The 25,378-nt window shown below is 73.2% G+C and carries 25 protein-coding genes; 10 read left to right on the top strand and 15 right to left on the bottom strand.

All coding sequences use genetic code 11. The annotated features are described in order from the left end of the window. Nucleotides 1-30 precede the first annotated feature (30 nt). The 5 genes from ACZ66Z_RS18510 to ACZ66Z_RS18490 form a co-directional block, all read right to left on the bottom strand. On the bottom strand, nt 31-1,329 hold the full coding sequence (locus ACZ66Z_RS18510) for a DUF6986 family protein (protein WP_469935154.1): 1,299 nt from the start codon (nt 1,327-1,329) through the stop codon (nt 31-33). 156 nt (nt 1,330-1,485) lie between these two features. Further along, nucleotides 1,486-2,448, bottom strand: a complete 963-nt coding sequence (locus ACZ66Z_RS18505) for an electron transfer flavoprotein subunit alpha/FixB family protein (RefSeq protein WP_469935152.1) — start codon at nt 2,446-2,448, stop codon at nt 1,486-1,488. A 63-nt stretch (nt 2,449-2,511) separates the two neighbouring features. Next, nucleotides 2,512-3,297 carry an electron transfer flavoprotein subunit beta/FixA family protein gene (locus ACZ66Z_RS18500; RefSeq protein ID WP_469935150.1) on the bottom strand — a complete coding sequence of 262 codons (786 nt, stop codon included), beginning with the start codon at nt 3,295-3,297 and terminating at the stop codon, nt 2,512-2,514. Between the two features lie 199 nt (nt 3,298-3,496). Beyond that, nucleotides 3,497-4,027, bottom strand: a complete 531-nt coding sequence (locus ACZ66Z_RS18495) for a flavin reductase family protein (protein WP_469935148.1) — start codon at nt 4,025-4,027, stop codon at nt 3,497-3,499. 230 nt (nt 4,028-4,257) lie between these two features. Continuing rightward, nucleotides 4,258-4,569, bottom strand: a complete 312-nt coding sequence (locus ACZ66Z_RS18490; RefSeq protein WP_469935146.1) for a TlpA family protein disulfide reductase — start codon at nt 4,567-4,569, stop codon at nt 4,258-4,260. 223 nt (nt 4,570-4,792) lie between these two features. Here ACZ66Z_RS18490 and ACZ66Z_RS18485 point away from each other — a divergent pair, with 223 nt between their 5' ends. Next, nucleotides 4,793-5,515 carry a lysophospholipid acyltransferase family protein gene (locus ACZ66Z_RS18485; RefSeq protein ID WP_469935144.1) on the top strand — a complete coding sequence of 241 codons (723 nt, stop codon included), beginning with the start codon at nt 4,793-4,795 and terminating at the stop codon, nt 5,513-5,515. 26 nt (nt 5,516-5,541) lie between these two features. Here ACZ66Z_RS18485 and ACZ66Z_RS18480 read toward each other — a convergent pair whose 3' ends face one another. The 5 genes from ACZ66Z_RS18480 to ACZ66Z_RS18460 all read right to left on the bottom strand — a co-directional run bounded on the left by ACZ66Z_RS18480 (nt 5,542) and on the right by ACZ66Z_RS18460 (nt 10,215). Beyond that, nucleotides 5,542-6,132 carry a transglutaminase-like domain-containing protein gene (locus ACZ66Z_RS18480; protein WP_469935267.1) on the bottom strand — a complete coding sequence of 197 codons (591 nt, stop codon included), beginning with the start codon at nt 6,130-6,132 and terminating at the stop codon, nt 5,542-5,544. A gap of 97 nt (nt 6,133-6,229) precedes the next feature. Continuing rightward, complete coding sequence (locus ACZ66Z_RS18475; RefSeq protein ID WP_469935142.1) at nt 6,230-7,309, bottom strand: threonine aldolase family protein; 1,080 nt, start codon at nt 7,307-7,309, stop codon at nt 6,230-6,232. Then, nucleotides 7,306-8,067 carry an SDR family NAD(P)-dependent oxidoreductase gene (locus ACZ66Z_RS18470; RefSeq protein ID WP_469935266.1) on the bottom strand — a complete coding sequence of 254 codons (762 nt, stop codon included), beginning with the start codon at nt 8,065-8,067 and terminating at the stop codon, nt 7,306-7,308. The genes ACZ66Z_RS18475 and ACZ66Z_RS18470 overlap by 4 nt, the downstream gene beginning before the upstream one ends. A 32-nt stretch (nt 8,068-8,099) precedes the next feature. Beyond that, the gene (locus ACZ66Z_RS18465) at nt 8,100-9,506 is read right to left on the bottom strand and encodes a DUF6421 family protein (protein ID WP_469935140.1); all 1,407 of its coding nucleotides are present in this window, start codon (nt 9,504-9,506) and stop codon (nt 8,100-8,102) included. A 157-nt stretch (nt 9,507-9,663) separates the two neighbouring features. After that, nucleotides 9,664-10,215 (bottom strand): GNAT family N-acetyltransferase, encoded by a 552-nt coding sequence (locus ACZ66Z_RS18460; protein WP_469935138.1) that lies wholly within the window; start codon nt 10,213-10,215, stop codon nt 9,664-9,666. Nucleotides 10,216-10,385: 170 nt separating this feature from the next. Between ACZ66Z_RS18460 and ACZ66Z_RS18455 the strand changes: the two genes are divergently transcribed. From ACZ66Z_RS18455 to ACZ66Z_RS18440, 4 genes are all read left to right on the top strand, one after another. Next, nucleotides 10,386-10,973: a DUF5134 domain-containing protein gene (locus ACZ66Z_RS18455; RefSeq protein ID WP_469935136.1), complete on the top strand. Its 588-nt coding sequence runs from the start codon at nt 10,386-10,388 to the stop codon at nt 10,971-10,973. 126 nt (nt 10,974-11,099) lie between these two features. Beyond that, a complete protein-coding gene (locus ACZ66Z_RS18450) occupies nt 11,100-12,035 on the top strand; it encodes a M56 family metallopeptidase (protein WP_469935134.1) in 936 nt (311 codons plus the stop codon). 159 nt (nt 12,036-12,194) lie between these two features. After that, nucleotides 12,195-12,893 (top strand): phosphatase PAP2 family protein, encoded by a 699-nt coding sequence (locus tag ACZ66Z_RS18445; protein WP_469935132.1) that lies wholly within the window; start codon nt 12,195-12,197, stop codon nt 12,891-12,893. Nucleotides 12,894-13,022: 129 nt separating this feature from the next. After that, the gene (locus ACZ66Z_RS18440; RefSeq protein ID WP_469935130.1) at nt 13,023-13,694 is read left to right on the top strand and encodes a TetR/AcrR family transcriptional regulator; all 672 of its coding nucleotides are present in this window, start codon (nt 13,023-13,025) and stop codon (nt 13,692-13,694) included. Here ACZ66Z_RS18440 and ACZ66Z_RS18435 read toward each other — a convergent pair. After that, the gene (locus tag ACZ66Z_RS18435; RefSeq protein ID WP_469935128.1) at nt 13,673-15,211 is read right to left on the bottom strand and encodes an LVIVD repeat-containing protein; all 1,539 of its coding nucleotides are present in this window, start codon (nt 15,209-15,211) and stop codon (nt 13,673-13,675) included. The two genes, ACZ66Z_RS18440 and ACZ66Z_RS18435, sit on opposite strands and share 22 nt — an antisense overlap. A gap of 179 nt (nt 15,212-15,390) precedes the next feature. Here ACZ66Z_RS18435 and ACZ66Z_RS18430 point away from each other — a divergent pair, with 179 nt between their 5' ends. Further along, the gene (locus ACZ66Z_RS18430; RefSeq protein ID WP_469935126.1) at nt 15,391-16,038 is read left to right on the top strand and encodes a DUF305 domain-containing protein; all 648 of its coding nucleotides are present in this window, start codon (nt 15,391-15,393) and stop codon (nt 16,036-16,038) included. Nucleotides 16,039-16,067: 29 nt separating this feature from the next. Here the strand turns inward: ACZ66Z_RS18430 and ACZ66Z_RS18425 are convergent, their stop codons facing one another. Beyond that, nucleotides 16,068-16,421, bottom strand: a complete 354-nt coding sequence (locus ACZ66Z_RS18425; RefSeq protein ID WP_469935124.1) for an ArsR/SmtB family transcription factor — start codon at nt 16,419-16,421, stop codon at nt 16,068-16,070. Between the two features lie 122 nt (nt 16,422-16,543). Between ACZ66Z_RS18425 and ACZ66Z_RS18420 the strand changes: the two genes are divergently transcribed. Together ACZ66Z_RS18420 and ACZ66Z_RS18415 are read left to right on the top strand one after the other, a co-directional pair. Beyond that, entirely contained in the window at nt 16,544-17,623 is a 1,080-nt protein-coding gene (locus ACZ66Z_RS18420; RefSeq protein ID WP_469935122.1) for an NADH:flavin oxidoreductase/NADH oxidase, read from the top strand. 97 nt (nt 17,624-17,720) lie between these two features. Then, a complete protein-coding gene (locus ACZ66Z_RS18415; RefSeq protein ID WP_469935120.1) occupies nt 17,721-18,803 on the top strand; it encodes a WD40/YVTN/BNR-like repeat-containing protein in 1,083 nt (360 codons plus the stop codon). Nucleotides 18,804-18,895: 92 nt separating this feature from the next. On the opposite strand, the gene ACZ66Z_RS18410 is transcribed toward ACZ66Z_RS18415, so the two are convergent. After that, nucleotides 18,896-19,573, bottom strand: coding sequence for a uracil-DNA glycosylase (locus tag ACZ66Z_RS18410; protein ID WP_469935118.1), 678 nt, complete (start codon nt 19,571-19,573; stop codon nt 18,896-18,898). An 89-nt stretch (nt 19,574-19,662) separates the two neighbouring features. Between ACZ66Z_RS18410 and ACZ66Z_RS18405 the strand changes: the two genes are divergently transcribed. Both ACZ66Z_RS18405 and ACZ66Z_RS18400 read left to right on the top strand, forming a co-directional pair. After that, nucleotides 19,663-20,658 (top strand): N-acetylglucosamine kinase, encoded by a 996-nt coding sequence (locus ACZ66Z_RS18405; protein ID WP_469935116.1) that lies wholly within the window; start codon nt 19,663-19,665, stop codon nt 20,656-20,658. A gap of 214 nt (nt 20,659-20,872) precedes the next feature. Next, complete coding sequence (locus ACZ66Z_RS18400; RefSeq protein WP_469935114.1) at nt 20,873-21,796, top strand: sirohydrochlorin chelatase; 924 nt, start codon at nt 20,873-20,875, stop codon at nt 21,794-21,796. A gap of 152 nt (nt 21,797-21,948) precedes the next feature. On the opposite strand, the gene ACZ66Z_RS18395 is transcribed toward ACZ66Z_RS18400, so the two are convergent. Continuing rightward, on the bottom strand, nt 21,949-23,004 hold the full coding sequence (locus tag ACZ66Z_RS18395) for a lactonase family protein (RefSeq protein WP_469935112.1): 1,056 nt from the start codon (nt 23,002-23,004) through the stop codon (nt 21,949-21,951). Nucleotides 23,005-23,342: 338 nt separating this feature from the next. Continuing rightward, nucleotides 23,343-24,836: an FUSC family protein gene (locus tag ACZ66Z_RS18390; RefSeq protein WP_469935265.1), complete on the bottom strand. Its 1,494-nt coding sequence runs from the start codon at nt 24,834-24,836 to the stop codon at nt 23,343-23,345. Nucleotides 24,837-25,378: the final 542 nt, after the last annotated feature.

Here is a 25,378-nt window from a genome sequence, read left to right as displayed (position 1 = left end):
GGCGGCGGTGGACTCCCCGTGGGCGACCGGTTACTGGGCGGTCGCCGTCAGGTCGCCCCGGCGCGGGGCGGCGAAGCGCTCCAGGTCGGTGCGGGTCATGCCGGTGAGGGCGTCGACCTCGGCGGTGTCGAGGGCGCCGCACTGGAGGCCGCGCAGCAGGTAGGAGGAGAGGGCCTTGGCGGTGGCGGGCTCGTCCATGACGTCGCCGCCCGCGTGGTTGGCGTAGGCGGAGAGGCGCTTGGCGGCGGTTTCGAAGCCCTCGCGGTAGAAGGCGAAGACGGCGGCGTAGCGGGTGGGGATGTGGCCGGGGTGCATGTCCCAGCCCTGGTAGTAGGCGCGGGAGAGGGCGCGGCGGGTGAGGCCGTAGTGCAGGCGCCAGGCCTCGTGGACGTGCTCGGTGGAGCCGACGGGCAGGACGTTGGTGGAGCCGTCGGAGACGCGGACGCCGGTGCCGGCGGCTGCGACCTGCATGATCGCCTTGGCGTGGTCGGCGGCCGGGTGGTCGCTGGCCTGGTAGGCGGCGGAGACGCCGAGGCAGGCGCTGTAGTCGAAGGTGCCGTAGTGCAGTCCGGTGGCGCGGCCCTCGGCGGCGTCGATCATGCGGGCGACGGCGGCGGTGCCGTCGGCGGCGAGGATGGACTGGCTGGTCTCGATCTGGATCTCGAAGCCGAGGCGGCCGGCGTCGAGGCCGTGGGCCTTCTCGAAGGCCTCCAGGAGGCGGACGAAGGCGGTCACCTGCTCGGGGTAGGTGACCTTGGGGAGGGTGAGGACGAGGCCGTCGGGGAGGCCTCCGTTCTCCAGGAGGCCGGTGAGGAAGACGTCGGTGGTGCGGATGCCGCGGTCGCGGACGGCGGCCTCCATGCACTTCATCCGGATGCCCATGTACGGGGCGGCGGTGCCGTTCGCGTACGCCTCGGTGATCAGGCGGGCGGCGCGGGCGGCGTCCGCGTCCTCGGCGGCCGCGTCCTTTCCGCCGTAGCCGTCCTCGAAGTCGACGCGGAGGTCCTCGATGGGCTCGCGCTCCAGCTTGGCCCGTACGCGGCCGTGGACGTCCTCGGCGAGGTCGTCGGAGAGGCCGAGGACGGCGGCGAAGGAGGCGGCGTCGGGGGCGTGCTCGTCGAGGGCGGCGAGGGCCTGGTCGCCCCAGGAGCGGATGGTGCCGGCGTCGAAGACGTTGCCGGGCACGTAGACGGTGTGGACGGGCTGGCGGGTGCCCGGGTCTCCCGGGTAGCGGCGGTCGAGCTCGGCGTCCACCGCTGCGAGGGAGGCGCTGATGCCCTCGCTGACCGCGCCCGCGAGGCTCGTCGACACCTTCTCCTGCTGACCCATCCTGCATCCTCCTGTTTTCCGCTGCACGGAATCAACAATCCGTATAGCGAAGTTAGTGGGCGGTCGGGACCTGCGTCAATGGTTGTCCGAAACGGCCGGGGGCCGCACGGCGACAGATCGCCGTGCGGCCCCCGGGACCGACAGAACCGCAGGTCATCAGCCCTTGCGGGTCTTGACCTCTTCGGTGAGCTGCGGGACGACCTCGAAGAGGTCGCCCACGACGCCGTAGTCGACGAGGTCGAAGATCGGGGCCTCGGCGTCCTTGTTGATGGCGACGATGGTCTTCGAGGTCTGCATGCCCGCGCGGTGCTGGATCGCGCCGGAGATGCCGGAGGCGATGTACAGCTGCGGCGAGACCGACTTGCCGGTCTGGCCGACCTGGTTGGAGTGCGGGTACCAGCCGGCGTCGACGGCGGCGCGCGAGGCGCCGACGGCGGCACCGAGCGAGTCGGCGAGCGCCTCGATGATCGCGAAGTTCTCGGCGCCGTTGACGCCGCGGCCGCCGGAGACCACGATCGCGGCCTCGGTCAGCTCCGGGCGGCCGGTCGACTCGCGCGGGGTGCGGGCGGTGACCTTGGTGCCGCGGGCCTTCTCCGAGAAGGAGACGGTGAGCGCCTCGACGGCGCCGGCGGCCGGGGCGGCCTCCACGGGGGCCGAGTTCGGCTTGACCGTGATGACCGGAGTGCCCTTGGAGACGCGGGACTTGGTGGTGAAGGAGGCGGCGAACGCGGACTGCGTCGCGACCGGGCCCTCGTCACCGGCCTCCAGGTCCACGGCGTCGGTGATGATGCCGGAGCCGATGCGCACCGCGAGGCGGGCGGCGATCTCCTTGCCCTCGGTGGAGGACGGCACCAGCACGGCGGCCGGGGACACGGCCTCGTACGCGGCCTGGAGGGCCTCGACCTTCGGGACGACGAGGTAGTCGGCGAACTCGGGGGCGTCGGCGGTCAGGACCTTCACGGCACCGTGCTCGCCGAGGACGGCGGCGGTGTCGGCGGCGCCGTTGCCGAGGGCGACGGCGACCGGCTCGCCGATGCGGCGGGCGAGGGTCAGCAGCTCCAGGGTGGGCTTGCGGACGGCTCCGTCGACGTGGTCGACGTAGACGAGAATCTCAGCCATGGGACTTCAATCTCCTGCGAACGAAAAGGGGGCGGACTTCAGCGGCTCGCGCGAGCCCAGCGGCTAGATGAACTTCTGGCTCGCGAGGAACTCGGCCAGCTGCTTGCCGCCCTCGCCCTCGTCCTTGACGATCGTGCCCGCGGTGCGCGCCGGACGCTCGGCGGCGGAGTCGACCGCGGTCCACGCGCCCTCCAGGCCGACCTCCTCGGCCTCGATGTCGAGGTCGGAGAGGTCCAGGGACTCGACCGGCTTCTTCTTGGCGGCCATGATGCCCTTGAAGGACGGGTAGCGGGCCTCGCCCGACTGGTCCGTCACGGAGACGACGGCCGGAAGCGAGGCCTCCAGCTGCTCGGAGGCACTGTCGCCGTCACGGCGGCCCTTCACGACGCCGTCCTCGACGGAGACCTCGGAGAGCAGGGTGACCTGCGGGACGCCCAGGCGCTCGGCGAGGATGGCCGGGAGGACGCCCATGGTGCCGTCGGTGGAGGCCATGCCGGCGATGACGACGTCGTAGCCGATCTTCTCGATCGCCTTGGCGAGCACCAGCGAGGTGCCCATGACGTCGGTGCCGTGCAGGTCGTCGTCCTCGACGTGGACGGCCTTGTCGGCGCCCATGGACAGCGCCTTGCGCAGCGCGTCCTTGGCGTCCTCGGGACCGACGGTGAGGACGGTGACCTCGGCGTCGTCGGCCTCCTCGGAGATCTGGAGCGCCTGCTCGACCGCGTACTCGTCGAGCTCCGACAGCAGGCCGTCGACGTCGTCGCGGTCCACCGTCAGGTCATCGGCGAAGTGCCGGTCGCCGGTGGCGTCGGGCACGTACTTCACACAGACAACGATCCTCAAGCTCACGCCGGCTCTCCTACTGCATCGTCATAACTGGGCTGCCTTGTTGCTCGCAGCATAGGCGCCTGAAGGGCGGGTTTCCGGTCGGGGCGCCGGACGCCCCGACCGAAATATTACTCGTCAGTACACCCAGTCCGTTACCAGTGAGCAAGCGCTCAGGCATGTGACCTTGCCAACGCGCGGAGAGCGGCGCGCACGGGAACTCTCAGTCGCGCAGCGCGTTGAAGCGGCCGTGGTGGTAGAGCAGCGGCCGGCCCGCCCCGTCCGGGTCTCCGGCGACCGCCTGCGCGATGACGATCCGGTGGTCCCCCGCGGGAACGCGGGCCACCACCCGGCAGACCAGCCAGGCGAGGACGCCGTCGAGGACCGGCACGCCCTCGGGGCCGACGCTCCAGCGGGTGCCCTCGCCGAAGCGGTCGGCGCCGCTGCGCGCGAAGGTGGCCGCGAGTTCCTGCTGGTGCTCGCCGAGTATGTGGACGCCGATGAACTCGGCCTCGGAGACCACGGGCCAGCTGGAGGAGCCCGTGCCCACCCCGAAGGAGACCAGCGGGGGCTCGGCGGCGACGGAGTTGAGCGAGGTGGCGGTGAAACCGACGGGCCGCTCGCCGTGCGCGGTGACGACCGCGACGCCGGCAGCGTGCCGGCGGAAGACCGAGCGGAGCAGGTCGGGGGAGGCCTGTCGGGGTGCGCCGATCGTGGGAACGGCACCGAGGCGGAGGTCCGGTGAGACCGTCATGGAGTGGTCCTTCTGCGAGGGCGTCATGAAAGGGGTCCTGGAGTGGTCAGACACCCGGACAGCGCGCGCTCGCGTTGCGGGCCAGGTCCACGTGGGCCCGGCCGTAGAGAAGGAGTTCCGTGGGCACTCCGTCAGGGTGACGATCGGTGGACGGTGCAGTCAAGTGCGTACCGGGATGTGGGAGAAGTGTCACGACGTCAGGCGGTTCGGTCCGGGGCGGTGTCACGACGTCAGACGGCCCGGCCGAGCGCGGCGATGACGTCCGCCCTGCGGGGCTGTCCGGCGGCCCTGCGGACGACGCGCCCGGTGGCGTCGAGGACGAGGACGGTGGGGGTGCGGTCGATGCCGAGCTCGCGCACGAGGTCGAGGCGCTCCTCGGCGTCGATCTCCACGTGCCCCACGCCCGGCACCATGGCGGCGACCTCGGCGAGGGTGCGGCGGGTGGCCCGGCAGGGCTGGCAGAAGGCCGTCGAGAACTGCACGAGGGTGGCCCTCTCCCCCAGTGCGGCGCCGAGCACCTCCGGCCCCAGAACCTCGGTCATTCCACTCCCCTTCGCTCTCCCGTTCCCCAGGTGCAGCGTCGCACGGAGCCGATCGATTCCCGCCACGACCACCGCGAGTGACGAGAATCTCCCCGTACGAAGCCGTCTGGACTGGTCACGGGGCCGCACATGGGGCACGATCTGCCCAAAGCCGAAAACCTACGGCCGCGTAACTTCGCCGGGAGAACCCGCTCCTGGCACACGAAGAAGAGGTTCCTCTCCGATGGCAGAACTCGTCTATCGACCGGTCATCGGCGCCGCTCTGACCATGTTCAAGGCGCTCGACCTGAAGATCGACACGCAGGGTTCGGAAAACATCCCGCGCACCGGCGGGGCGGTGCTCGTGAGCAACCACATCAGCTATCTGGACTTCATCTTCACCGGGCTCGCGACCCTCCCCCAGAAGCGCCTGGTCCGCTTCATGGCGAAGGACTCGGTCTTCAAGCACAGGATCTCGGGGCCGCTCATGCGCGGCATGAAGCACATCCCGGTGGACCGCGCCCAGGGCGAGCACGCCTACCGGCACGCCCTGGAGTCGCTGCGGGCCGGCGAGATCATCGGCGTCTTCCCCGAGGCGACCATCTCGCAGTCCTTCACGCTGAAGGGCTTCAAGACGGGCGCGGCGCGCCTGGCGCAGGAGGCGGGCGTCCCGCTGATCCCGATGGCGCTGTGGGGCACCCAGCGGCTGTGGACGAAGGGCCGGCCGCGTAACTTCAAGCGGAGCCACATCCCGGTGACCATCCGCGTCGGCGAGCCGGTCGAGGCGCCCGCCGACCAGTACGCGGGCGCGATCACGCGGCGGCTGCGCGAGCGCGTCCAGGAGCTCCTGGAGGCCGCGCAGCGCGCCTACCCGGTCCGCCCCAAGGACGCGGGCGACACCTGGTGGGTGCCCGCCCACCTGGGCGGTACGGCCCCGACGCCGGCGCAGGTCAAGGAAGCCGGCTGACGGAACCGCTTCGCCGCCGCGGGGGGTCAGAGCTCCGTGGGCAGCGTCCGGTCGAGGTGCGCGCGGTCCGGGGCGGCCTTCAGGGCGCCCAGGACGGCCGGGTGCGGCTCGGCGTACAGCTCGGGGTAGTCCACCTCGCCGAGTTCCGGCCGTACGGGCCAGGCCAGCCGCTCCTCCCCCAGCGAGAAGCGGGCGTCGACGCCCGGCTTGTTCCCCCGCGCGTCCTGGCGTGCCCAGGTGCTCTCGCCGGGCAGCAGGACGGCGACCAGGCCGTGGACCGCCGGGTCCGAGCCGTCGTCCTCGGTGAGCCTCTGGTAGCAGAGGGCCGCGGGGACGCCCCGGGCCCGCAGGAGCGCGGCGTACGCGAAGGACTTGGCGTAGCAGATGCCGGTGCGCCGCTCCAGGACGTCCGAGGCGCGCCAGGTGACGCGGGGATCGCCGGAGTCCATGGAGTGCGGGATGGTGTCGCGGACGTGCACGAAGGCCGCTTCGGCGTATGCGCATGCGTCGGGGTGGGCGTCGGCGAGGCGGTCGGACACCTCCCTGACGAGCGGGTGCTCATGGTCGACGGCCTCGCTCGCCGCGAGGTACGCGTTGATGTCGGGGTCCTGCTGGATGAGTTCCCTGCGGGACGACCCTATGAAGACGGCCGGACGGAGTCAATAACTTTCCGTCCGGCCGTATATTTATACGCGCATGTCCCTGCGCGCGACGCTAACGGGCCAGTTCTTCCTTCAGCGCCTGGAGGAAGGCGTCCACGTCGTCCTCCGTGGTGTCGAAGGAGCACATCCAGCGGACGTCGCCGGCGGCCTCGTCCCAGAAGTAGAAGCGGAAGCGTTCCTGCAGGCGTCGCGACACCTCCTGCGGAAGGCGGGCGAAGACCGCGTTGGCCTGCACCGGGTAGAGGATCTCCACCCCGTCGAGCTCGCGCACCCCGAAGGCGAGGCGCTGGGCCATCGCGTTCGAGTGGCGGGCGTTGCGCAGCCACAGGTCCTTCGAGAGGAGGGCCTCCAGCTGCGCCGACACGAAGCGCATCTTCGAGGCGAGCTGCATGGACAGCTTGCGCAGGTGCTTCATGTGGCTGACCGCGTCGGGGTTGAGCACGACGACGGCCTCGCCGAAGAGCATGCCGTTCTTCGTGCCGCCGTACGAGATCACGTCCACGCCGACCGCGTTGGTGAACGCGCGCATCGGCACGTCCAGCGAGGCGGCCGCATTGGCTATCCGGGCCCCGTCGAGGTGCACCTTCATGCCCCTGGCGTGGGCGTGCTCCACGATCGCGCGGATCTCCTCCACCGTGTAGACGGTGCCGAGCTCCGTGTTCTGGGTGATCGAGACGACCTGGGGCATCGCCCGGTGCTCGTCCTCCCAGCCCCAGGCCTGCCGGTCGATCAGCTCGGGGGTGAGCTTGCCGTCCGGGGTCGGGACGGTGAGCAGCTTGAGGCCGCCCATCCGCTCCGGCGCGCCGCCCTCGTCCACGTTGATGTGGGCGGTCTCGGCGCAGATCACGGCGCCCCAGCGGTCGGTGAGCGCCTGGAGGGCCGTCACGTTCGCCCCGGTGCCGTTGAAGACCGGGAAGGCCTCGGCCGTGGGGCCGAAGTGGCTGTGCATGATCCGCTGGAGGTGCTCGGTGTACTGGTCCTCGCCGTAGGCGACCTGGTGGCCGCCGTTGGCGAGGGCGAGGGCCGCGAGGACCTCGGGGTGGGCGCCGGCGTAGTTGTCGCTGGCGAAGCCCCGGACCGACGGGTCGTGGTGACGACGTGCGTCGGTCCTGGGGCCGAGTGCCGCGGTCACGGCTTGGGGGTCAGCCACAGACGCTGTCCATTCACTTCCTGGGCGGGCTTGTCCCAGAGCCCGGCGATCTCCTCGGCCAGGTCCTTGACGTCGGTGAAGCCCGCGAACTTCGCGTTGGGTCGCTCGGCGCGCATCGCGTCGTGCACCAATGCCTTGATCACCAGGATGGCAGCCGCCGCCTGCGGTCCCTCGTCGCCCCCCAGCTTGCGGAACGAGTCGGCCATGGCGAGGGTCCAGGCCTCGGCGGCCGCCTTGCCCGCGTTGTACGCGGCGTTGTTGGCGACCGGCTTGGACGCGCCGGACTGGCTGATCAGCGCGTACCGTCCGCGGCCGCCGGCGCGCAGCAGCCCGTCGTGGAAGGCGAGCGAGGTGTGCTGGACCGTACGGATCAGGAGCTTCTCCAGGAAGTCCCAGTCCCGGAGGTCGGCCTCCGCGAAGGAGGGCGCGCCGCGCCAGCCGCCGACGAGGTGCACCAGGCCGTCGATCCGGCCGAACTCCTTCTCGGTCTTCGCCGCCCAGTCGCGCGTGGCGTCCAGGTCGAGGAGGTCGACCGTGTCGCCGACGACCTTGGCCCCGCCGTGCGCGTAGCGGGCGGCGTCGACGGCCTCCGCGAGGCGTGCCGGGTCGGCGTCGGAGGCGACGACCGTCGCGCCCGCCTCGGCGAGGCGCAGCAGCGCCGCGCGACCGGCGGGACCGGCCGCGCCGGCGACCGCGATGACGGCGCCGTCGAGCGGCCCGCCGTTTCCGTTGGCGATCATGGGCGCCTCCTCGGTGTTCTCGGTGAGGTCGCTCACGCGGCGGCCCGCTCGGTGTCCGGGACGTCGGCGGCGGTGATCCCCTTGGTGTCGGCGATCACGCCCTTCAGCTTCTTGGCGAGGGCCTCAAAGAACATGCTGAGCGGAAACTCGTCCGGAAGCACGTCGTCGACGAGCTTGCGGGGCGGCAGGGAGAGGTCGAGGGCGTCGGGACCCTTGGCCCACTTCGAGCCCGGGTGCGGGGCGAGGTAGGTGGAGACGAACTCGTACGCCTTGAACCAGTGGACCAGCTTCGGGCGGTCGATGCCCTCGCGGTAGAGGGTCTCGATCTCGGAGCAGAGGCGGTTGGTGACCTCGGGCGCGCGGTCCCAGTCGATCGTGAGGATGTTGTCCGTCCAGCGCACCACGTCGTTCTTGTGGAGGTACGCGAAGAGGAGCTGGCCGCCCAGACCGTCGTAGTTGCGGACGCGGTCGCCGGTGAGCGGGAAGCGGAACATCCGGTCGAAGAGGACGGCGTACTGCACGTCACGGCCGTGCCCGTTGCCCTCGGCCTCCAGCTTCACGGCCTCCTTGAAGGCGGTGAGGTCGCAGCGGAGCTCCTCCAGGCCGTACATCCAGAACGGCTGGCGCTGCTTGATCATGAAGGGGTCGAAGGGCAGGTCGCCGCGGCTGTGGGCGCGGTCGTGGACCAGGTCCCAGAGGGCGAAGGCCTGCTGGCAGCGGTTCTGGTCGCCGAGCATGACGGCGATGTCCTCGGGGAGCTTCACGCCGAGGGTGTCGACCGCGGCCTCGGTGACCTTGCGGAAGCGCGCGGCCTCGCGGTCGCAGAAGATGCCGCCCCAGGTGAAGCGCTCCGGGACCTCGCGGACGGCGACGGTCTCCGGGAAGAGGACGGCCGAGTTGGTGTCGTACCCGGCGGTGAAGTCCTCGAAGGTGATGCCGCAGAAGCCCGGGTTGTCGTAGCGGGTGCGCTCCAGCTCGGAGAGCCACTCCGGCCAGACCATGCGGAGCACGACGGCCTCGAAGTTGCGATCCAGGTTGCCGTTCTGCGTGTACATCGGGAAGAGCACGAGGTGCTGGAGCCCGTCGGCGCGGCCGGCGGCCGGGTGGAACTCCATGAGGGAGTCCAGGAAGTCCGGCACGGCGAAGCCGCTCTCGACCCACTTGCGCAGGTCCGCGACGAGGGCGCGGTGGTAGGCGCCGTCGTGCGGGACGAGCGGGGAGAGCTGCTCGACGGCCGCGACCAGGCGGTCCACGGTCAGCTCGACGAGCGCGCGGGCGGGCGCGCCCTCGGCCTCGAGGTCGATGGAGCCGTCCGCGGACTGCCAGGGACGGATCTCCTCCACGGCGTTCTTGAGCTCGGTCCAGGCCGGGTGGTCGATCACACGGGATTCGGTGGATATCCCCCCACCGGTCACGTCCTGCACAAGAATTTCCGTCATGCCTCTTCCTCCACAGGAGAACCTTGCGTCAAGACAACGTAACCGTTGACGCTTCACTCTCACAAGGGGAGGCAAGAGAAATTATCCTGTGGGACCCCCCTGACGACAGAAGTTTTTCCTGTCGGTCAGGGTCGAGGCCGCCCTTCCGCCGGACGGATCAGCTCAGCGGCTTGATCAGCAGCTCGAACTCCAGATCGTCCCGCTGGGGCAGGCCGAAGCGCTCGTCGCCGTAGGGGAAGGGGGTCATCCGGCCCGTGCGCCGGTAACCGCGCCGCTCGTACCAGGCGATCAGCTCCTCGCGCACGGAGATCACCGTCATGTGCATCTCCCGCACGTCCCACAGCTCGCGCACCCGGCGCTCGGCCTCCGCGATGATCTGCTTGCCCAGGCCCGCGCCCTGGAGCTCCGGGCGGACCGCGAACATGCCGAAGTAGGCGACCTCGCCCCGGTGCTCCAGCTGGCAGCAGGCGACCGGATCGCCGTCCCGCTCGACGACCAGGAGCCGGCTGCCGGGGGCGGTGATGACCGCGGCCACGCCCTCGGGGTCGGTGCGCTGCCCCTGGAGGAGGTCCGCCTCCGTCGTCCAGCCGCCCCGGCTGGCGTCGCCCCGGTAGGCCGACTCCACGAGCGGGACGAGTGCCGGGACGTCGTCGAGGACCGCTTCGCGGTAGCTGATCCGGCCGGTCTCCTGGGACGTGGCGGTGTCCATGTAACGGGGCTCCCCTCGGGCGCTGACGATCGGCGTGCGCGATCGTCCCGAGCCTAACGCGCGCCTCCTTCGCTCCCCTCGTACACCCGTGCGCGCCCGTGCGCCCGCGTGCGGCGCCGGGAGGCGGGCATTCCTCCCTGGAGGGGACGGCGTCGAGGGGGAGGTGTGCCGTGCACGGACCGGCTCTGTCCGGGTGGTTGCTGGTCGCGCTGTGCGCGGCGACGGGCGTGTACTGCCTGCTGCGGACGCGCGCCTGCGCCGGTGAGGAGCGGGGGGCCGCGGTCGGCGAGGCGGTGATGGGATTCGGGATGGCGGCCATGGCGCTGCCGGCCGCGGTCCTGACCCCGCCGGAGTGGGGCTGGGCGGTGTACGCGGCGGTGTTCGGCGCGGCGGCGCTGCACGGCCTCCTGGCGGCCCGGCGCGGCGGTCACCACCTGCACCACCTGGTGGGCTCGCTCGCCATGGTCTACATGGCGGTGGCGATGGCGGCGCCCGGCGCGGCGGGGGCGCACGCGGGGCACACGGCGGGAGCGACGGGCGGCATACCCGTGCTCACGACCGGGCTCCTCCTCTATTACGTGGCGTACGTGCTCCGCTCGGGGGTCCGGCTCGTCCCGGTGGCGGCCGCCGGGAGCGGCGCGGGCGCGGCCCGGACGGCCGTCGGCGGCGGGGGCGACTGGGCGGCCCGGCCGGAGCTGGCGCACGCCTGCCGGCTCTCGATGGCCCTCGCGATGCTCGCCATGCTGGTGACCCTGTGACGATTCCGAGGACCTCGCGGGATCCGGCCCGGCGACAGCGGCTTCCGGCCAACCAAACCGTGGCGTACGTCACTTGCCGTCCGTGCCCGTACCCCCGGCGAGTACCGCGCTCATAGGCTGACGCCCATGTGGGTCTCCCTCGCGCTGTTCCTGCTCGGCGTCCTGGCCGCCGTCGCGGCCCCCCGGCTGCTGTCCCGGGCCGACTGGGTGGAGCGAGAACCCGTGGTGGCCCTGTGGGTGTGGCAGTGCGTGGTGGCCGCGGTGCTGGTCAGCTTCGCGCTCTCCATGACGTTCAGCGCGTCCGCGGCGTGGAAGGCCGTGCGGGGACAGGTCTTCGCGGGTGCGCCGCGCGCGGTGGTCGACGCGTACGAACTCGGCACGTCCGGGCCCTGGTCGGCGGTGCTCGCGGTGGCGCTGGCGGCCGGCGGCCTCTGGTCCGGGGCGATGCTGGGCCGGGAGATCGGCCGGGCCCGCGCCCGGCGCCGTCGCCGCCGCTGCGACCTGCTCGTCCGCGCACCCCTGCTGCCCGGCGAGCGGCCGGGCAGCGAGCGGCTCGTCGTGCTGGAGGGCGAGCGGGCGGACGCCTGGTGGATGGCCGGCTCCGCGCCCCGGCTGGTCGTCACGACGGCGGCGCTGCGCCGGTTGAAGGGGCGCCAGCTGGACGCGGTCCTGGCGCACGAGCAGGGCCACGCCCGGGCGCGGCACGACTGGCTGCTGCACTCCTCGGCGGCCCTGGCCGCCGGGTTCCCGGGGATCCCGGTCTTCGCGGCCTTCCGCGAGGAGATGCACCGTCTGGTGGAGCTGGCCGCCGACGACGTGGCCTCGCGCCGCTTCGGACGGCTGACGATCGCGCTCGCACTGGTCGAACTCAACGAGGACCGGGGCGTCTTCGGCCCCGGTCCGGCGACCGACGCCGATCTGCCGCAGCGGGTGAACCGGCTGCTCACCGCGGCCCCCCGCCTCACCGCCGGGCGCCGGCTCCGCCTGACGGCGGTCGCGTCCCTGGTGCCCGTGGTCCCCGTGCTGGTGGCCTTCGTCCCGGCGCTCAGCGCACTGGGATAGCGACCGGTGACGGCGCGCACGACAGACGGGGGCTCCCATGAGGCGCGCACGACAGACGGGGGCCCCATGACGGCGCGCACGGCGTACGGGGCCCCGGCGGCGACGCGCACGGGTCGCGTGGAGGGCCGTGCGGGGCGGATCGTCGGGCAGGATCGGCGCATGCGCTCCTCCGCCGTGGTCTCCGGAGTCCTGGCCCTGGCTCTGCTCGTGCTCGTCGCGGTGGGATGGCCGCCACTGCTCTCCTTCGACCGTTCGGTCGCCGAGGCGCTCCACCGCAGCGCCCTCGCCCACCCCGGCTTCACCCACGTCAACCGCGTCCTCACGGACTGGGTGTGGGACCCGTGGACGATGCGCGCCCTGGCCGCCGCCGCCGCGGTGCTCCTGTGGTGGCGGCGGGAGCTGCGGACGGCCCTGTGGGTGGTCGCGACGAGCCTGCTGGCCGTCGGGCTCCAGCAGGCCCTCAAGTCCCTGGTGGGGCGGGAGCGGCCCGAGTGGGCCCACCCGGTCGACTCGGCGCGGTACGCCGCCTTCCCCTCCGGTCACGCGATGACGGCGACGGTCACCTGCGGACTGCTGCTGTGGGTCCTCGCCCTGCACTGGCGGGACGAGTGGCGCGGCTGGGGCACCCTGGCGGGCGCCGCCCTCGTCTCGGTCCTGGGGGTCGGCTGGACGCGGGTCTACCTGGGCGTGCACTGGCCCTCGGACGTCGTCGGGGGCTGGTTGCTCGGCTGGTGCTGCGTGGCGACGGCGGTGCTCGCGTACCGGTGGAGCGAGCGGCGCGGAGCGGAGCGGCGCTCCCCCGGGGACGACGACGGCGGCGCGGGGAGCGGCGGGAGCAGAATGGGAGAAGGACGATGAAGCCGCCTGTTCTGGACGATCCCCCGTGTCGCCCAGAACAGACGGCGTCCCCGGCGGCATGCCACACGGGCATGCCGACGAGATGCGCCGAGTATATTGGCCGGCAGCCAGTCAACGCAGGAGTCCAGCATGTCCCCGCGTAGCCCATCGGTCAATGAAGAGCTTCGGCGCAGGTCGCGGGAGCGGATTCTCCAGGCCACCGTAGAGCTGGTCGACGCCCACGGTTACGAGGCGACCACGCTCGGCGACATCGCGGAGCGGGCCGGTACGGCGCGGGGGCTGATCTCGTACTACTTCCCCGGCAAGCACGTGCTCCTCCAGGCGGCGGTGCACCGGCTGATGCACCTCACCCTGGAGGAGGCGCTGGAACGGGAGCCGCGCACGGAGGACGGCCGCGAGCGGCTGGCGCGGGCGATCGACGCGATCCTGGGGCTCGCGGTGACCCGGCCCACCCTGATGCGGACCCACATGGCGGGCATCCTGCAGGCGGACGGGTTCGTGCAGTGCGAGGAGCAGCAGCGCCTGGCGTTCCTGCTGCGGGACACGGTCACGCGGTACGGCTCCACGGACGTGGACACGGACTACCCGCTGCTGCGCGCCCTGCTGATGGGCTCGGTGGTGGCGGTGCTGCTGCCGGGGGCTCCGATGCCGCTGGCGCGCCTGCGGTCGGAGCTGTTCCAGCGGTACGGGCTGGACTGGGAGGCGGGCGTGCCGCCGGGCGGGGGTCCGCCCGGCGGCACGCCGGCGCTCGGGCCGTCGGTCGGCCGTCCCGCCGCCGGTCAGTCGTCGAAGTCGAAGTAGTCCGGCTGGGTCTGGACGTTGAGCTCGTCCATCCGGATCCGCTTCGCCGGATCCGTACGGCGGTCGGAGAGCTTCAGCACGTCGAAGCCCTTGGCGATGTCGTTCGAGTAGATGAGGCCGTTGTAGTAGTACGCGGACCACGAGCCGCCCGTCGTCATGGCGGTGGTGGACAGCGGGCCGCGCTCGAAGTAGGCGATCTCCTTCGGAGCGGAGGAGTCGGTGAAGTCCCAGACGGAGACGCCGCCCTGGTACCAGGCCTGGACCATGAGGTCCTTGCCCTTGACCGGGATCAGCGAGCCGTTGTGGGCGACGCAGTTCTCGGTGTCGGCCTGGTGGCGCGGGATCTTGAAGTAGCTGCGGAAGACGAGCTTGCGCCTGTCGCCCTTGCCGACGATGTCGTAGATGCCGTCGGCGCCCCGGTTCGGGCCGACCTCGGCGTTGCAGGTGGCGGCGCCGCCGCCGCCCAGCTCGTCGGTGAAGACGACCTTGTTCGCCTTCTGGTTGAAGGTCGCGGAGTGCCAGAACGCGAAGTTGACGTTGTCCTGGACCCGGTCGATCACCCGCGGGTGTTCGGGGTCCTCGACGTCGAAGAGGATGCCGTCGCCCATGCAGGCGCCGGCCGCGAGGTCCTTCTCCGGCAGCACGGTGATGTCGTGGCAGCCCGTGGTCTTGGAGACGCCCGGGTTGGTGGGTGAGCCCGGGTTGCCGCCGCCGTCCGGGCCCTCGCCCGGGAAGAGGACGGGGAAGCCCACGACCGCCGCCTTCTCGGGCGCCTTGCGGGGCACCTTGATGACGGAGATGCCGTCGTGCGGGGGCTGGCAGTCGGGGAAGGCCGCGTTGGGCGAGTAGGAGGAGACGTAGACGTACACGTTCTTGCCCTTGGGCAGGATCGTGTGGGTGTGGGAACCGCAGGCGGTCTCGACGGCGGCGACGTACTTCGGGTTGGCGATGTCGCTGATGTCGAAGATCTTCATGCCCTCCCAGGATTCCTTCACCGAGGCGGGCTGCGTCGTGCTGGCGCACGAGTTGTCGCTCCGGGAGGAGTCGGTGGAGAGGAAGAGGAGGTTCCCGGAGACGGAGACGTCGTTCTGGGAGCCCGGGCAGAGGACCTGCGCGACGGTCTTCGGGGCCTTCGGGTTGCTGATGTCGTAGATCCGGAAGCCGTCGTAGTTGCCGGCGAAGGCGTACTTGCCCTGGAACGCCAGGTCCGTGTTCAGGCTCTGGAGGGCGTCCTTGGGGACGTTCGCGAGGTGCTCGATGTTCTTGCTGTGGACGATCTCGTCCACGCCGGGTATCTCGCCGCTCCGGATGGCGGAGCGCGCCTCGGCCGCCTGCTGCGAGGAGACCGCGCCCTGTGCGGGGCCGGCGTCTCCGGGGTCGGGGACGGCGGCCGCGGGGCCTGCCGCGAGCAGTGTGGCCAGCAGCCCGGCGGCGGCGGATGCCACACCCGGACGTCTGAGCCGGGCACGCGGGTCACGCGTGTCGGACGTGGTACGCGGGGTACGCAACGAAGTCACTCCGTCCTCCCTGGTATCCGTTCAGCTTTGAACGGGTGTTGCTCCCCGGCAGTATCTTCCGTGGCGTGCACATCTCAACAGATGGCAACACAGCCGTAATGAAGGTTTTTGATCGGTCCCCCCGAGAAAAGTGCTAGGAACGGTCACTGCCCCCGCAAGAACCCCTGGAGGTCGCGTTGTTGATCCGCCGTCAGCGTGCCGTCGCCGCCGCGGCCCTGTCCGTCCTCGCCGCACTCGCCCTGGGTGCCTGCGAGTCGACCCCCCACCAGGGCGCTCCGCGGGCCGGGGCCTCGGCCGGCCACGAGGTGGTGGCACCGGGAAAGCCGGGGGAACCGGCCCGGCGGGTGTCCCCCGAGGAGGCCGCGCGACTGCTTCCCGACGAGAGCCCGAACGGCGCGGACTTCCGCTACGTGCAGATGATGACCGCGCACCACCGACAGGCCCTGACGATGACGGCGCTGGTCCCGGGACGGGCGTCCTCGCCCCAGGTGAGGAAGGTGGCCGCGCGGATCGCGGCGGCGCAGGGACCGGAGATCGACGCGATGGAAGGTTGGCTGAAAAACAACGGTGGTCCGCGCGCGCAGGGCGCGCACGATCACCACGCGATGCCGGGCATGGCGACCGAGGCCCAGCTGGAGGAGCTGCGGGGCGCGAAGGGCGAGGCCTTCGACGAGCTCTTCCTGAAGCTGATGATCGCGCACCACGAGGGGGCCGTGACGATGGCGGCCGAGGTGCTGAGCGAGGGGAACAACGTCCTCGTGGAGGAGATGGCGAACGACGTGATCGCCCAGCAGACCTCGGAGATCAACCGGATGCGCTCCCTGTAGGCGCGGCCGGGGAGGAGGGGGGCCGGCCGTCAGGCCGTCTCCCCCTCGCGCCCCGCCTGGGCGCCGGCGGCGGCCAGGACGGAGTCGAGGAGGCCGGGGAAGAGGGCGTCGAGGTCGCTCCTGCGCAGGCAGTTGAGCTTGGTCGTGCCCTGGTACATCTGCTGGATCACGCCGCTCTCGCGGAGCACCCGGAAGTGGTGCGTGGTCGTGGACTTGGTCACCGGGAGGTCGAAGTACGAGCAGCTGAGCTCGGTCTCCTCGCGCGCCAGGTCCCGCACGATCCGCAGGCGCACGGCGTCCGAGAGGGCGTGCAGCACCTCTTCGAGGCGGATCTGGTCGCGCGCGGGGTGCTCGAGGACGCGCGGGCTGGTGGTGGTCGTCATGGCGGCGGCTCCACTTCATCCGGGATGCGCCCATTGTACGAGAGCTCTCGTAGTTTGACAGGCGCCGTACTACGATGAGTATCGTACGAGCACCTTCGAGGCATCCCGAAACGGAGTCCGTCATGAGCGTCGCCCTGTTCGAGCCGTACACCCTGCGGTCCCTGACCGTGCCCAACCGGGTCTGGATGGCGCCCATGTGCCAGTACTCGGCGGAGACGAGCGGACCGAACGCGGGCGTCGCCCACGACTGGCACTTCGCGCACTACGCGGCCCGCGCCACCGGCGGCGCCGGACTGATCCTCGTCGAGGCGACCGCCGTCTCCCCCGAGGGCCGCATCAGCCCGGCCGACCTCGGCCTCTGGAACGACACCCAGATCGAGGGACTGCGGCGCATCTCCGGCTTCCTCAAGGAGCACGGCACCGTGCCCGGCATCCAGATCGGGCACGCCGGACGCAAGGCCTCCACCGAACGCCCCTGGGTGGGCCGCGGCCCGGTCGGTCCGGCCGAGGGCTGGCAGCCCGTCGGCCCCAGCCCGGTCGAGTTCGCCGAGGGCCACCCCGTGCCGACCGAACTGACCGTGGAGCGCATCCGGGAGATCACCGGGCAGTTCGCGGACGCGGCCCGACGCGCCCTGGCGGCCGGGTTCGAGGTCCTGGAGGTGCACGGAGCCCACGGCTACCTCATCGGCGAGTTCCTCTCCCCGCACAGCAACCGCCGCACGGACGCCTACGGCGGCCCGTTCGAGAACCGCACCCGTCTCGCCCTGGAGGTCGTCGACGCCGTGCGCGCCGTCTGGCCCGAGGAACTGCCCCTCCTCTTCCGGATCTCCGCCACCGACTGGCTGGAGGAGCGGGGTTGGACGGTCGACGAGACCGTGCGCTTCGCCGCCCTGCTGCGCGAGCACGGCGTCGACCTCCTCGACGTCTCCAGCGGCGGCAACGGCGGACCGGCCGAGATCCCGGTGGGCCCCGGCTACCAGGTGCCCTTCGCCGCCCGCGTCAGGGCCGAGACCGGGCTGCCCGTCGGCGCCGTCGGCCTGATCACCGAGAGCGAGCAGGCCGAGAAGATCCTCGCCAACGGCGAGGCCGACGTGGTCCTGCTCGGCCGCGAGCTGCTGCGCGACGCCTCCTGGCCCCGCCGCGCCGCCCGTGAACTGGGCGCGCGGACCCCCGCGCCGCCGCAGTACGCCTGGGCGATCTGAGCGCCGGGCGGGCCGGGAGTGTCTCCGGGGGTCGTTGTCGGTGGCCGGGTGCAGACTGGCCCGTATCAGTGACAACGGCGTCCTGGAGGTGGCAGCCATGCCCGACGTGCTCCTCACCGTAGGCACCCGCAAGGGCCTCTTCATCGGCCGGAGGCGCGACGGACGATGGGAGTTCGACGATCCCGGCTTCCCCGCGCAGGCGGTGTACTCGGTCGCCATCGACACCCGGCGGCCGACCCCGCGCCTCCTCGCGGGCGGGGACAGCGCGCACTGGGGCCCCTCCGTCTTCCACTCCGACGACCTCGGCAGGACCTGGACCGAACCGGCCCGCCCCGCGGTGAGGTTCCCCGAGGACACGGAGGCCTCCCTGGAGCGGGTCTGGCAGTTGCACCCGGCACCGGAGCACTCCCCCGACGTCGTGTACGCGGGGACCGAGCCGGCCGCGCTCTTCCGGTCGGCGGACGGCGGCGAGTCCTTCGAGCTGGTCCGTCCGCTCTGGGAGCACCCGACCCGCTCGAAGTGGGTGCCCGGCGGGGGCGGCGAGGCCGTGCACACCGTCGTCACCGACCCGCGCGACCCGGACGCGCTGACGGTCGCGGTGTCGACGGCGGGGGTGTTCCGCTCACGGGACGGCGGGGCCGCGTGGGCGCCCTCCAACCACGGGGTGTCCGCCGTCTTCCTGCCCGACCCGGACCCCGAGTTCGGGCAGTGCGTCCACAAGATCGCCCAGGACGCGGGCGACAAGGACCGGCTCTACCTCCAGAACCACTGGGGGGTCTTCCGCAGCGACGACGCGGGCGCGAGCTGGACCGACATCGGCTCGGGACTCCCCTCCGACTTCGGTTTCGCGGTCGCCGCGCACCCGCACCGCCCCGACACCGCCTACGTCTTCCCGATCACCGCCGACTCCGACCGGGTTCCGGCGGGCCGCCGCTGCCGCGTCTACCGCACGACGGACGCGGGCGGGACCTGGGAGCCGCTGAGCCGGGGCCTGCCCCAGGGCGACCACTACGGCACGGTGCTGCGGGACGCGCTGTGCACGGACGACGCGGACCCGGCGGGCGTCTACTTCGGCAACCGGAACGGCGAGGTGTACGCGAGCGCCGACGACGGGGACAGCTGGCAGCTCCTGGTGGAGCACCTGCCGGACGTGCTCTGCGTGCGGGCGGCCGTGCTCTGACGGCGTTCCGCTGCCGGCCCGGCCGGAAGCCCTGCTTCGAGCGGGTCCGCCCCGCCGGTCGGGGCGCCGGTCCGTCCGGCGCCCCTCCGGGCTCAGGGCAGGCGCCAGTCCACCGGCTCGGCGCCCATGCCGAGGAGCATCTCGTTGGCCCGGCTGAACGGGCGGGAGCCGAAGAAGCCCCGGTCCGCCGACATCGGGGACGGGTGCGCGGACTCGATCGCCGGCAGGTTCCCGAGCAGCGGTCGGGCCCTGCGGGCGTCACTGCCCCAGAGGATCGAGACCAGGGGCTTGTCCCGGGCCGCCAGCGCGCGGATGGCCTGCTCGGTCACCTCTTCCCAGCCCTTGCCCCGGTGGGCGCCCGCCTTGCGCGGGGCCGTGGTCAGCGCCCTGTTGAGGAGCAGGACGCCCTGGCGGGTCCACGGCGTCAGGTCGCCGTTCGACGGCCGGGGCAGGCCGAGGTCGGTGTGCAGCTCCCGGAAGATGTTCTCCAGGCTGGGGGGCAGCGAGCGGACCTCGGGCGCGACCGAGAAGCTGAGCCCCATCGGCATTCCCGGGGTGTGGTACGGGTCCTGACCCACGATCAGGACGCGCACCTCCTCGAAGGGCTGCTGGAAGGCCCGCAGCACGTTCGGCCCGGAGGGCAGGTACGTCCGGCCCGCGGCGATCTCCGCCCGCAGGAAGTCGCCCATCGCGGCGACACGTCCCGCGACGGGGCCCAGGGCCTCCGCCCAGCCGGGCTCCACCAGTTCGTTCAAGGGTCGCGCTGTCACGGTCCGTCACTCTACCGGCCCACACCGACAGTGCCCCGCCTCCTAGACTGCCGAGCACCCTTCCGACTGCCCCGTGAGGACGGTGTGCCGTGGTCTCCGTGAACGAACCCGCGTCAGGTCTCGTCGTCGGCGTCGACTCCGGCGGTTCGGGGCTCCGCGTCGCGCTGGCCGAGGCGGCGAGCGGCACCGTCCTGGGGACCGCCTCCTCCCGGGAGCCGGTGCGGACGGGGCCGGGCGGGATCTCCGCCGGTCACTTCCTGGAGCAGGTCCTGCCCGTCGTCGCCGCCCTGCGGGCGCGGGCCGGCGCGCGGCCGGTCGCCGCCGCGGCCGTGGGCGCGGCCGGAATGGCGACCCTCGGCGACGAGCTGCGGGCCGAACTGCCGCGCGCCTTCGAGGAGGCCTGGGGCGTACGCCGTCTCGCGCTCGCGGCCGACGCGGTCACCGCCTACGCCGGGGCGCTCGGGCAGCGGCCGGGCGCCGTCGTCGCGGGCGGTACGGGCCTGGTCGCGCTCGGCACCGATCTGACGGCCTGGCGGCGGGCGGACGGCTGGGGGCACCTCCTCGGCGACTGCGGCAGCGGCGCCTGGATCGGCCGGGCCGGCCTGGAGGCGGCGATGCGCGCGCACGACGGGCGGCGCGGGGGTTCGGCGCCGCTCCTGACCCGGGCCGAGAAGCTCTTCGGTCCCGCGGCCGGACTGCCGGGCCTGCTCTACCCGCGTACGGACCGGCCCGCGGTGCTCGCCTCCTTCGCCCCCGAGGTGGGGAGTTGCGCCGCGGCGGATCCCGTGGCGGCCGGCATCCTCGCGCGGGCCGGCGCCCACATCGCCGAGGCCGCCGAGGCCGTGTGCCCGACGGAGCCGGACGCCCCGGTGGCCCTCACCGGCGGGCTCTTCAAGATGGGCGAGCCCCTGCTCGCGCCCCTCCGGTCCGCACTCGGGGAGTTGTTGCCGGGGGCCCGGACGGTGGAGGCGGCGGGGGACCCGCTCGCCGGGGCGGTCGCCCTCGCCTCCGCGCTCGCCACCGGCACCCTGCGGCTGCCGGAAGACCCGTCGCTGCTCCGCCTGTTCGGCGCCGGAGCGGCGTAGGCGAGGTCGTTCGCGCAGGTGGGACGCGGTGCGCGGAGGCGGGAGAGGGCCCGGCCGGGGCGGCCGAGGGGAAGGAGGCGGAAGTCGGGCCGGGGCGGGCGCGAAAGGGTGGCGGAACGGAAGCCCGGGGCGAGAGCGGACATAGGGGGACGGAAGGCACGTGACCGCACCTCAGCCAACGGCGCGACGGTCGAAACCAGTAGCATGCGGCGCCATGAGCTCCCCCACTGGGCCTGCTTCCGGCCTGCCTGTACGAATGCCTCGACCCCGCCAGTCCGGGCGTCACCGTCGCCCCGAACCCGCGGCGGCGCCCGAGGGCGCTCCCGCACTGGTTCTCGCCGTGCCCGGCGCGCCGTCCGACGCCATACGCTCACTGGCCGAGGAGGTCGTGAGCATCGCCCGCTCCGAGCTGCCCGGTCTGGAGGCCGCGATCGGCTTCCTGGAGGGCGACGACGCCGGGTTCCCCTCGCTCGCGTCCGTGCTCACGGCGGCGGCCGCGCTGCGCACCGAGCGGTACGAGCTGGCCCTGGCCGCCGGCCGCGAGGCCACCGCCCCGACGGGCCCCGCCGCGGTCGTCGTCCCGCTGCTCGCGGGCCCGGACAGCGCCCAGATGCGCCAGGTGCGCCAGGCCCTGATGGACGGCGGCAACACCGCCGAGCTGACCGACGTCCTCGGCCCGCACCCGCTGCTCGCCGAGGCGCTGCACGTGCGCCTCTCCGAGGCCGGTCTGGCCCGCGCCGACCGCGCCCGGCTGTTCACGGTCGCGACGGCCGCCGACGGCATCATCCTGGCCACGGTCGGCGGGGAGGAGGCCGTGCAGGCCGCCGGGATCACCGGCATGCTGCTCGCCGCGCGCCTCGCCGTCCCGGTGATGGCCGCCGCCCTCGACCAGGAGGGCTCCATCGCCTCCGTGGCCGAGCAGCTGCGTGCCGCCGGCGCGGAGCAGCTGGCCCTCGCCCCGTACCTGATCGGCCCCGAGCTGGCCGACGGTCTCCTCGACGAGGCGTCGAAGGAGGCGGGGTGTGCCGCCGCCGAGCCGCTGGGCGCCTACCCGGCCATCGGCAAGCTGGTGCTCTCGCAGTACACGGCCGCGCTGGGCCTCGCGCCGCAGCAGCCGCAGGGCGCCCCGTCGTTCTGAGGCCGTCCTCGCGCCGAGGCCCGTCCTCGTGCTGAGGCCCGTCCTCGTGCTGAGGCCCGTCTTCCGAGGCCTCGGCCCCGCGTCGTACGGAAGGGCCCGCTCCGGATCTGTCCGGTGCGGGCCCTTCGTCGTGTCCGGCGGGGCGCGGGGGCTCAGCCGAGGACGACGCAGGAGGCCGCGGGGGCCTCGATCGCGCCCGCGCGCGACGGGACCCCGGTCTCCGGGTCGAGGGTGAACCAGGTGACGTCTCCGGAGCGCTCGTTCGCCGCGTACAGGTGCCGTCCGGAGGGGTCGAGGGTCAGGTCGCGGGGCCAGGTGCCGCCGCAGGGCACGGTGGCGACGAGACCGGCCTCGGCGCCGTCCGCCCCGAGGGCGAGCACGGCGAGGGTGTCCGCGCCGCGCACGGCGACCCAGAGGAAGCGGCCGTCGGGGGCGACGACCACCTCGGAGGGGTGACAGGGGCCGGTGGTGCCCTTGGGGACGACGGGCGTCTCCCCGAGCGGTTCGAGGACGCCCCGCACGGCGTCCCAGCGGCAGACGGTGAGGGTGGGCTCCAGTTCGTTCAGGACGTACGCGTGCGTGCCGGCCGGATGGAAGGCCAGGTGGCGCGGTCCGGTGCCGGGGCGCAGCGCGGTCTCGCCGTGGAGGGCGAGCTCCCCGGTCGCGGGGTCGAGCGCGCAGATCCGCACGGAGTCGGTGCCGAGGTCCACGCTGACGATCCAGCGGCCGCCGGGGTCGGGGAGCACCTGGTGGGCGTGCGGGCGGCTCTGGCGGTCGGTGACGGGGCCGCTGCCCTCGTGTCGCAGGACCGCCGTGGCGGGGCGGGCGGTGCCGTCCCCGGCCAGCGGCAGGGCGGTGACGCTGCCGGAGGTGTAGTTGGCGGTGAGGAGGTGCCCGGCGGCGAGCGCCAGGTGGGTGGGGCCCGCACCGTCGACGGGGACGGGGGCGCCGAGCGGCCGGGGCGCGGGGCCGGTGACGTCGAAGGCGGCGACGGCGCCCGCCTCGGTCTCGGACACGGCGTGGAGCACGGACCCGGCGAGGGCGAGGAAGGAGGGGTCGTCGACGGCGTCGCTGCCGCCGGTGACGGTCAGTGCGCCGGTCTCCCCGTCCACGTCGGCGGCGAGGACGCCGCGGCCGCCCGCCGTGGTGAAGGAGCCGATGTACGCCCGTACCCCGCTCCGGCCTCGGACCGTCCCTGTGCCGCCCATGGCGCCTCCCCTGTCCCCGGGCCGGTCACGGTCGACCGGCCGTCGTCTCGTGGGGCCGACGGTAGCAGGCGGTCTAGACCAAAAGGAGGGGCTTGGACCTCACGGCTCGAAGGCGGGCGACGACGGACCCCGCGGCTCGGAGACGACGGAAGCCCGACGGCGTGCGGCGTGCGCGACGGCGAGGCCCGCGCCTCCGGTGCGGGGTCCGACACCTCCGGTGCGGGGTCCGTCGTCGCCCGCGCGGGGTCCGTCGTCGCCCGCGACGTCCGCCGCGTCACCGAACGGATCCCCGGCAGGACGGCGCCGGCCCCGGAGCGGACCCGCCCCGCACGTCCTCCTCAGGAACGGAGCAGCCACTCACCGGGCGGAGTCCGCAGCGGAGCGTCCAGCTCCGTGAGCACGCGGGCGAGCCCCGTCGCATGGGCGAGGGCCGGCACGCCCGCGTGGACGTCGCCCTCGGTCCGCAGGTGCCCCTCCGGCTCCACCGCGGCCCCTTCGCGCGAGGTGAGGGCTTCCACGGCGGCCTCGACCCGCCAGCAGGCGGCGGCCAGGCGGGCGTCGTGGCCGGCGTCCGGGTCGGCGGCCACCGCGACCAGGCCCCGCACCTCTCCGGCCGCCTCGTCGAGGAGCACGAGGACGCGGCGCGCCCGCTGCTTCCTCCCCGTGAGGGGGTTCAGCGGATGCACCAGCGGAGCCAGCGAGAGCCGCACGCGCCCGAGGAGCGCCTCCAGCTCGGCGGCGTGCGGCGTCGGGTCGGCGGCTTCCTCACCTGCGAGACGCCGTACGGACGCCGAGGTCGCGGACCGGACGCAGAGGAGCGCCCGCTGGATCCACGCGTCGTTCGTCGTGTGCGTCCGGACGGGAAGGACCAGCGTCACGGCGAGGCCGGCACACGCGGCCCCGACGCCGGTCTCGGTCACGCGCAGCAGGAGCAGCGCGCCGTCCAGCACCCCCAGCAGCCCGTAGAGCAGGCTGGCCATCACGGTGACCGCGAGGATCATCCAGCTGTACGAGACGGCGGCGGTGTAGAAGATCCCGAACACGCACACGGCGACCAGCAACGCCGTCATGACGGGCGCGCCCCCCAGCGGGACGGCGACGAGGAATCCGGCGGCGATGCCGGTGACCGTGCCGAGGACACGGCGGAAGCCCCGGACGAGCGTCTCGCCCCGTGAGGCCGTGTTGACGAAGATCCACCAGACGGTGCCGACGGCCCAGTACCAGCGCTCCTCCGAGAGGAACTGTCCGACGACGAGGGCCGCCCCCGAGGCGACGGCGACCTGGACGGCCTGACGGGTGGTGGCCCTGGCGAGCCCCGTCCCGGGAAGGGCGGCGGGCACGGCCGGCGGCGGGACCCGGCGCTCGATCGGCCACAGCACGAACCGCACGGTCGCGGCCGCGCCCAGCGCGACGCCGGTGGCCGCGTACAGCTCGGGGAGCTGGGCGGGCAGGGCGTGCAGGAACTGGGTCACGAAGAACTGCATGAAGGCGAAGATGCCGAGGGCGTGGCCGCGCGGCCCCCACCGGCGCGCATAGACGCCGGCGAAGATCACGAGCAGCCAGACCGCGTCGCGCAGGAGCGGCACGCCGTGCAGGAGGGCAGCGAGGGCGAGGACGGGGAAGCCGACCGTCGGCAGCAGGGCCGTGGTGACGACCTGACGGCGCACCGTGGGGTCGGCGACCGTGAAGAGGGCGAGCAGCGCGGCGAGCCCGGCGGTGACGGACGCGGCGAGGGACAGGCCGGACAGCTCGGCCAGGGCGACCGCGAGCGCGACGCCGAGGACGGCGCGGAGCGAGATCCGGAGCCGGACGAGCCCCGGATCCGGAGCCATGAAGTACTTCTGCACGGCGGCCAATTCCGCCCCCCTTGATCTGTTCCTCACCGCGCGCGAGATCCCCTGGGGTGGTGGGGCCCGGACACGACGAAAGCACCGCGGGCCGGTCCGGCCTCGTCGCCGGACGGCGCTGCGGCGCCGAAGGTGTGTGATGGCTACAAGGATAGACCGCAGGGGGTACAGCGGCTCAACCGATGGACGAAGCGGTGGGCCATCGGCCCAGTGGAACGGCGGTGCGGGTGACCGGACGGAGCCATTGGCCCACGCCGTCGCACCCGGGCCGCCGACGGCGCACCGCGCCCTGCTCGGGCCGGGGTCGGGGGCCGGGCACGCTCGGACCGGTCGACCGGTCCGTCGGTCGGCCGGTCCGCCGGTCGGCCGGTCCGCCGGTCGGCCGGTCCGCCGGTCCGCCGGTCGGCCGGTCGGCCGGTCCGCCGGTCGGCCGGTCCGCCGGTCCGCCGGTCCGCCGGTCCGCCGGTCCGCCGGTCCGCCGGTCCGCCGGTCCGCCGGTCCGCCGGTCCGCCGGTCCGCCGGTCCGC

The organism is Streptomyces sp. NPDC107498, assembly GCF_055582805.1.
The sequence above is the reverse complement of the archived record's forward strand: the minus strand, read 5'-3'. Positions and strand labels throughout refer to the sequence as shown.

Excerpts from the sequence above, each read along its gene's own strand:
- ACZ66Z_RS18510 (WP_469935154.1), bottom strand. The coding sequence starts at position 1,329 with ATGGGTCAGCAGGAGAAGGTGTCGACGAGCCTCGCGGGCGCGGTCAGC.
- ACZ66Z_RS18505 (WP_469935152.1), bottom strand. The coding sequence starts at position 2,448 with ATGGCTGAGATTCTCGTCTACGTCGACCACGTCGACGGAGCCGTCCGC.
- ACZ66Z_RS18495 (WP_469935148.1), bottom strand. The coding sequence starts at position 4,027 with ATGACGGTCTCACCGGACCTCCGCCTCGGTGCCGTTCCCACGATCGGC.
- ACZ66Z_RS18490 (WP_469935146.1), bottom strand. The coding sequence starts at position 4,569 with ATGACCGAGGTTCTGGGGCCGGAGGTGCTCGGCGCCGCACTGGGGGAG.
- ACZ66Z_RS18485 (WP_469935144.1), top strand. The coding sequence starts at position 4,793 with ATGGCAGAACTCGTCTATCGACCGGTCATCGGCGCCGCTCTGACCATG.
- ACZ66Z_RS18470 (WP_469935266.1), bottom strand. The coding sequence starts at position 8,067 with ATGATCGCCAACGGAAACGGCGGGCCGCTCGACGGCGCCGTCATCGCG.
- ACZ66Z_RS18465 (WP_469935140.1), bottom strand. The coding sequence starts at position 9,506 with ATGACGGAAATTCTTGTGCAGGACGTGACCGGTGGGGGGATATCCACC.
- ACZ66Z_RS18460 (WP_469935138.1), bottom strand. The coding sequence starts at position 10,215 with ATGGACACCGCCACGTCCCAGGAGACCGGCCGGATCAGCTACCGCGAA.
- ACZ66Z_RS18450 (WP_469935134.1), top strand. The coding sequence starts at position 11,100 with ATGTGGGTCTCCCTCGCGCTGTTCCTGCTCGGCGTCCTGGCCGCCGTC.
- ACZ66Z_RS18445 (WP_469935132.1), top strand. The coding sequence starts at position 12,195 with ATGCGCTCCTCCGCCGTGGTCTCCGGAGTCCTGGCCCTGGCTCTGCTC.
- ACZ66Z_RS18440 (WP_469935130.1), top strand. The coding sequence starts at position 13,023 with ATGTCCCCGCGTAGCCCATCGGTCAATGAAGAGCTTCGGCGCAGGTCG.
- ACZ66Z_RS18425 (WP_469935124.1), bottom strand. The coding sequence starts at position 16,421 with ATGACGACCACCACCAGCCCGCGCGTCCTCGAGCACCCCGCGCGCGAC.
- ACZ66Z_RS18420 (WP_469935122.1), top strand. The coding sequence starts at position 16,544 with ATGAGCGTCGCCCTGTTCGAGCCGTACACCCTGCGGTCCCTGACCGTG.
- ACZ66Z_RS18415 (WP_469935120.1), top strand. The coding sequence starts at position 17,721 with ATGCCCGACGTGCTCCTCACCGTAGGCACCCGCAAGGGCCTCTTCATC.
- ACZ66Z_RS18400 (WP_469935114.1), top strand. The coding sequence starts at position 20,873 with ATGAGCTCCCCCACTGGGCCTGCTTCCGGCCTGCCTGTACGAATGCCT.
- ACZ66Z_RS18395 (WP_469935112.1), bottom strand. The coding sequence starts at position 23,004 with ATGGGCGGCACAGGGACGGTCCGAGGCCGGAGCGGGGTACGGGCGTAC.
- ACZ66Z_RS18390 (WP_469935265.1), bottom strand. The coding sequence starts at position 24,836 with ATGGCTCCGGATCCGGGGCTCGTCCGGCTCCGGATCTCGCTCCGCGCC.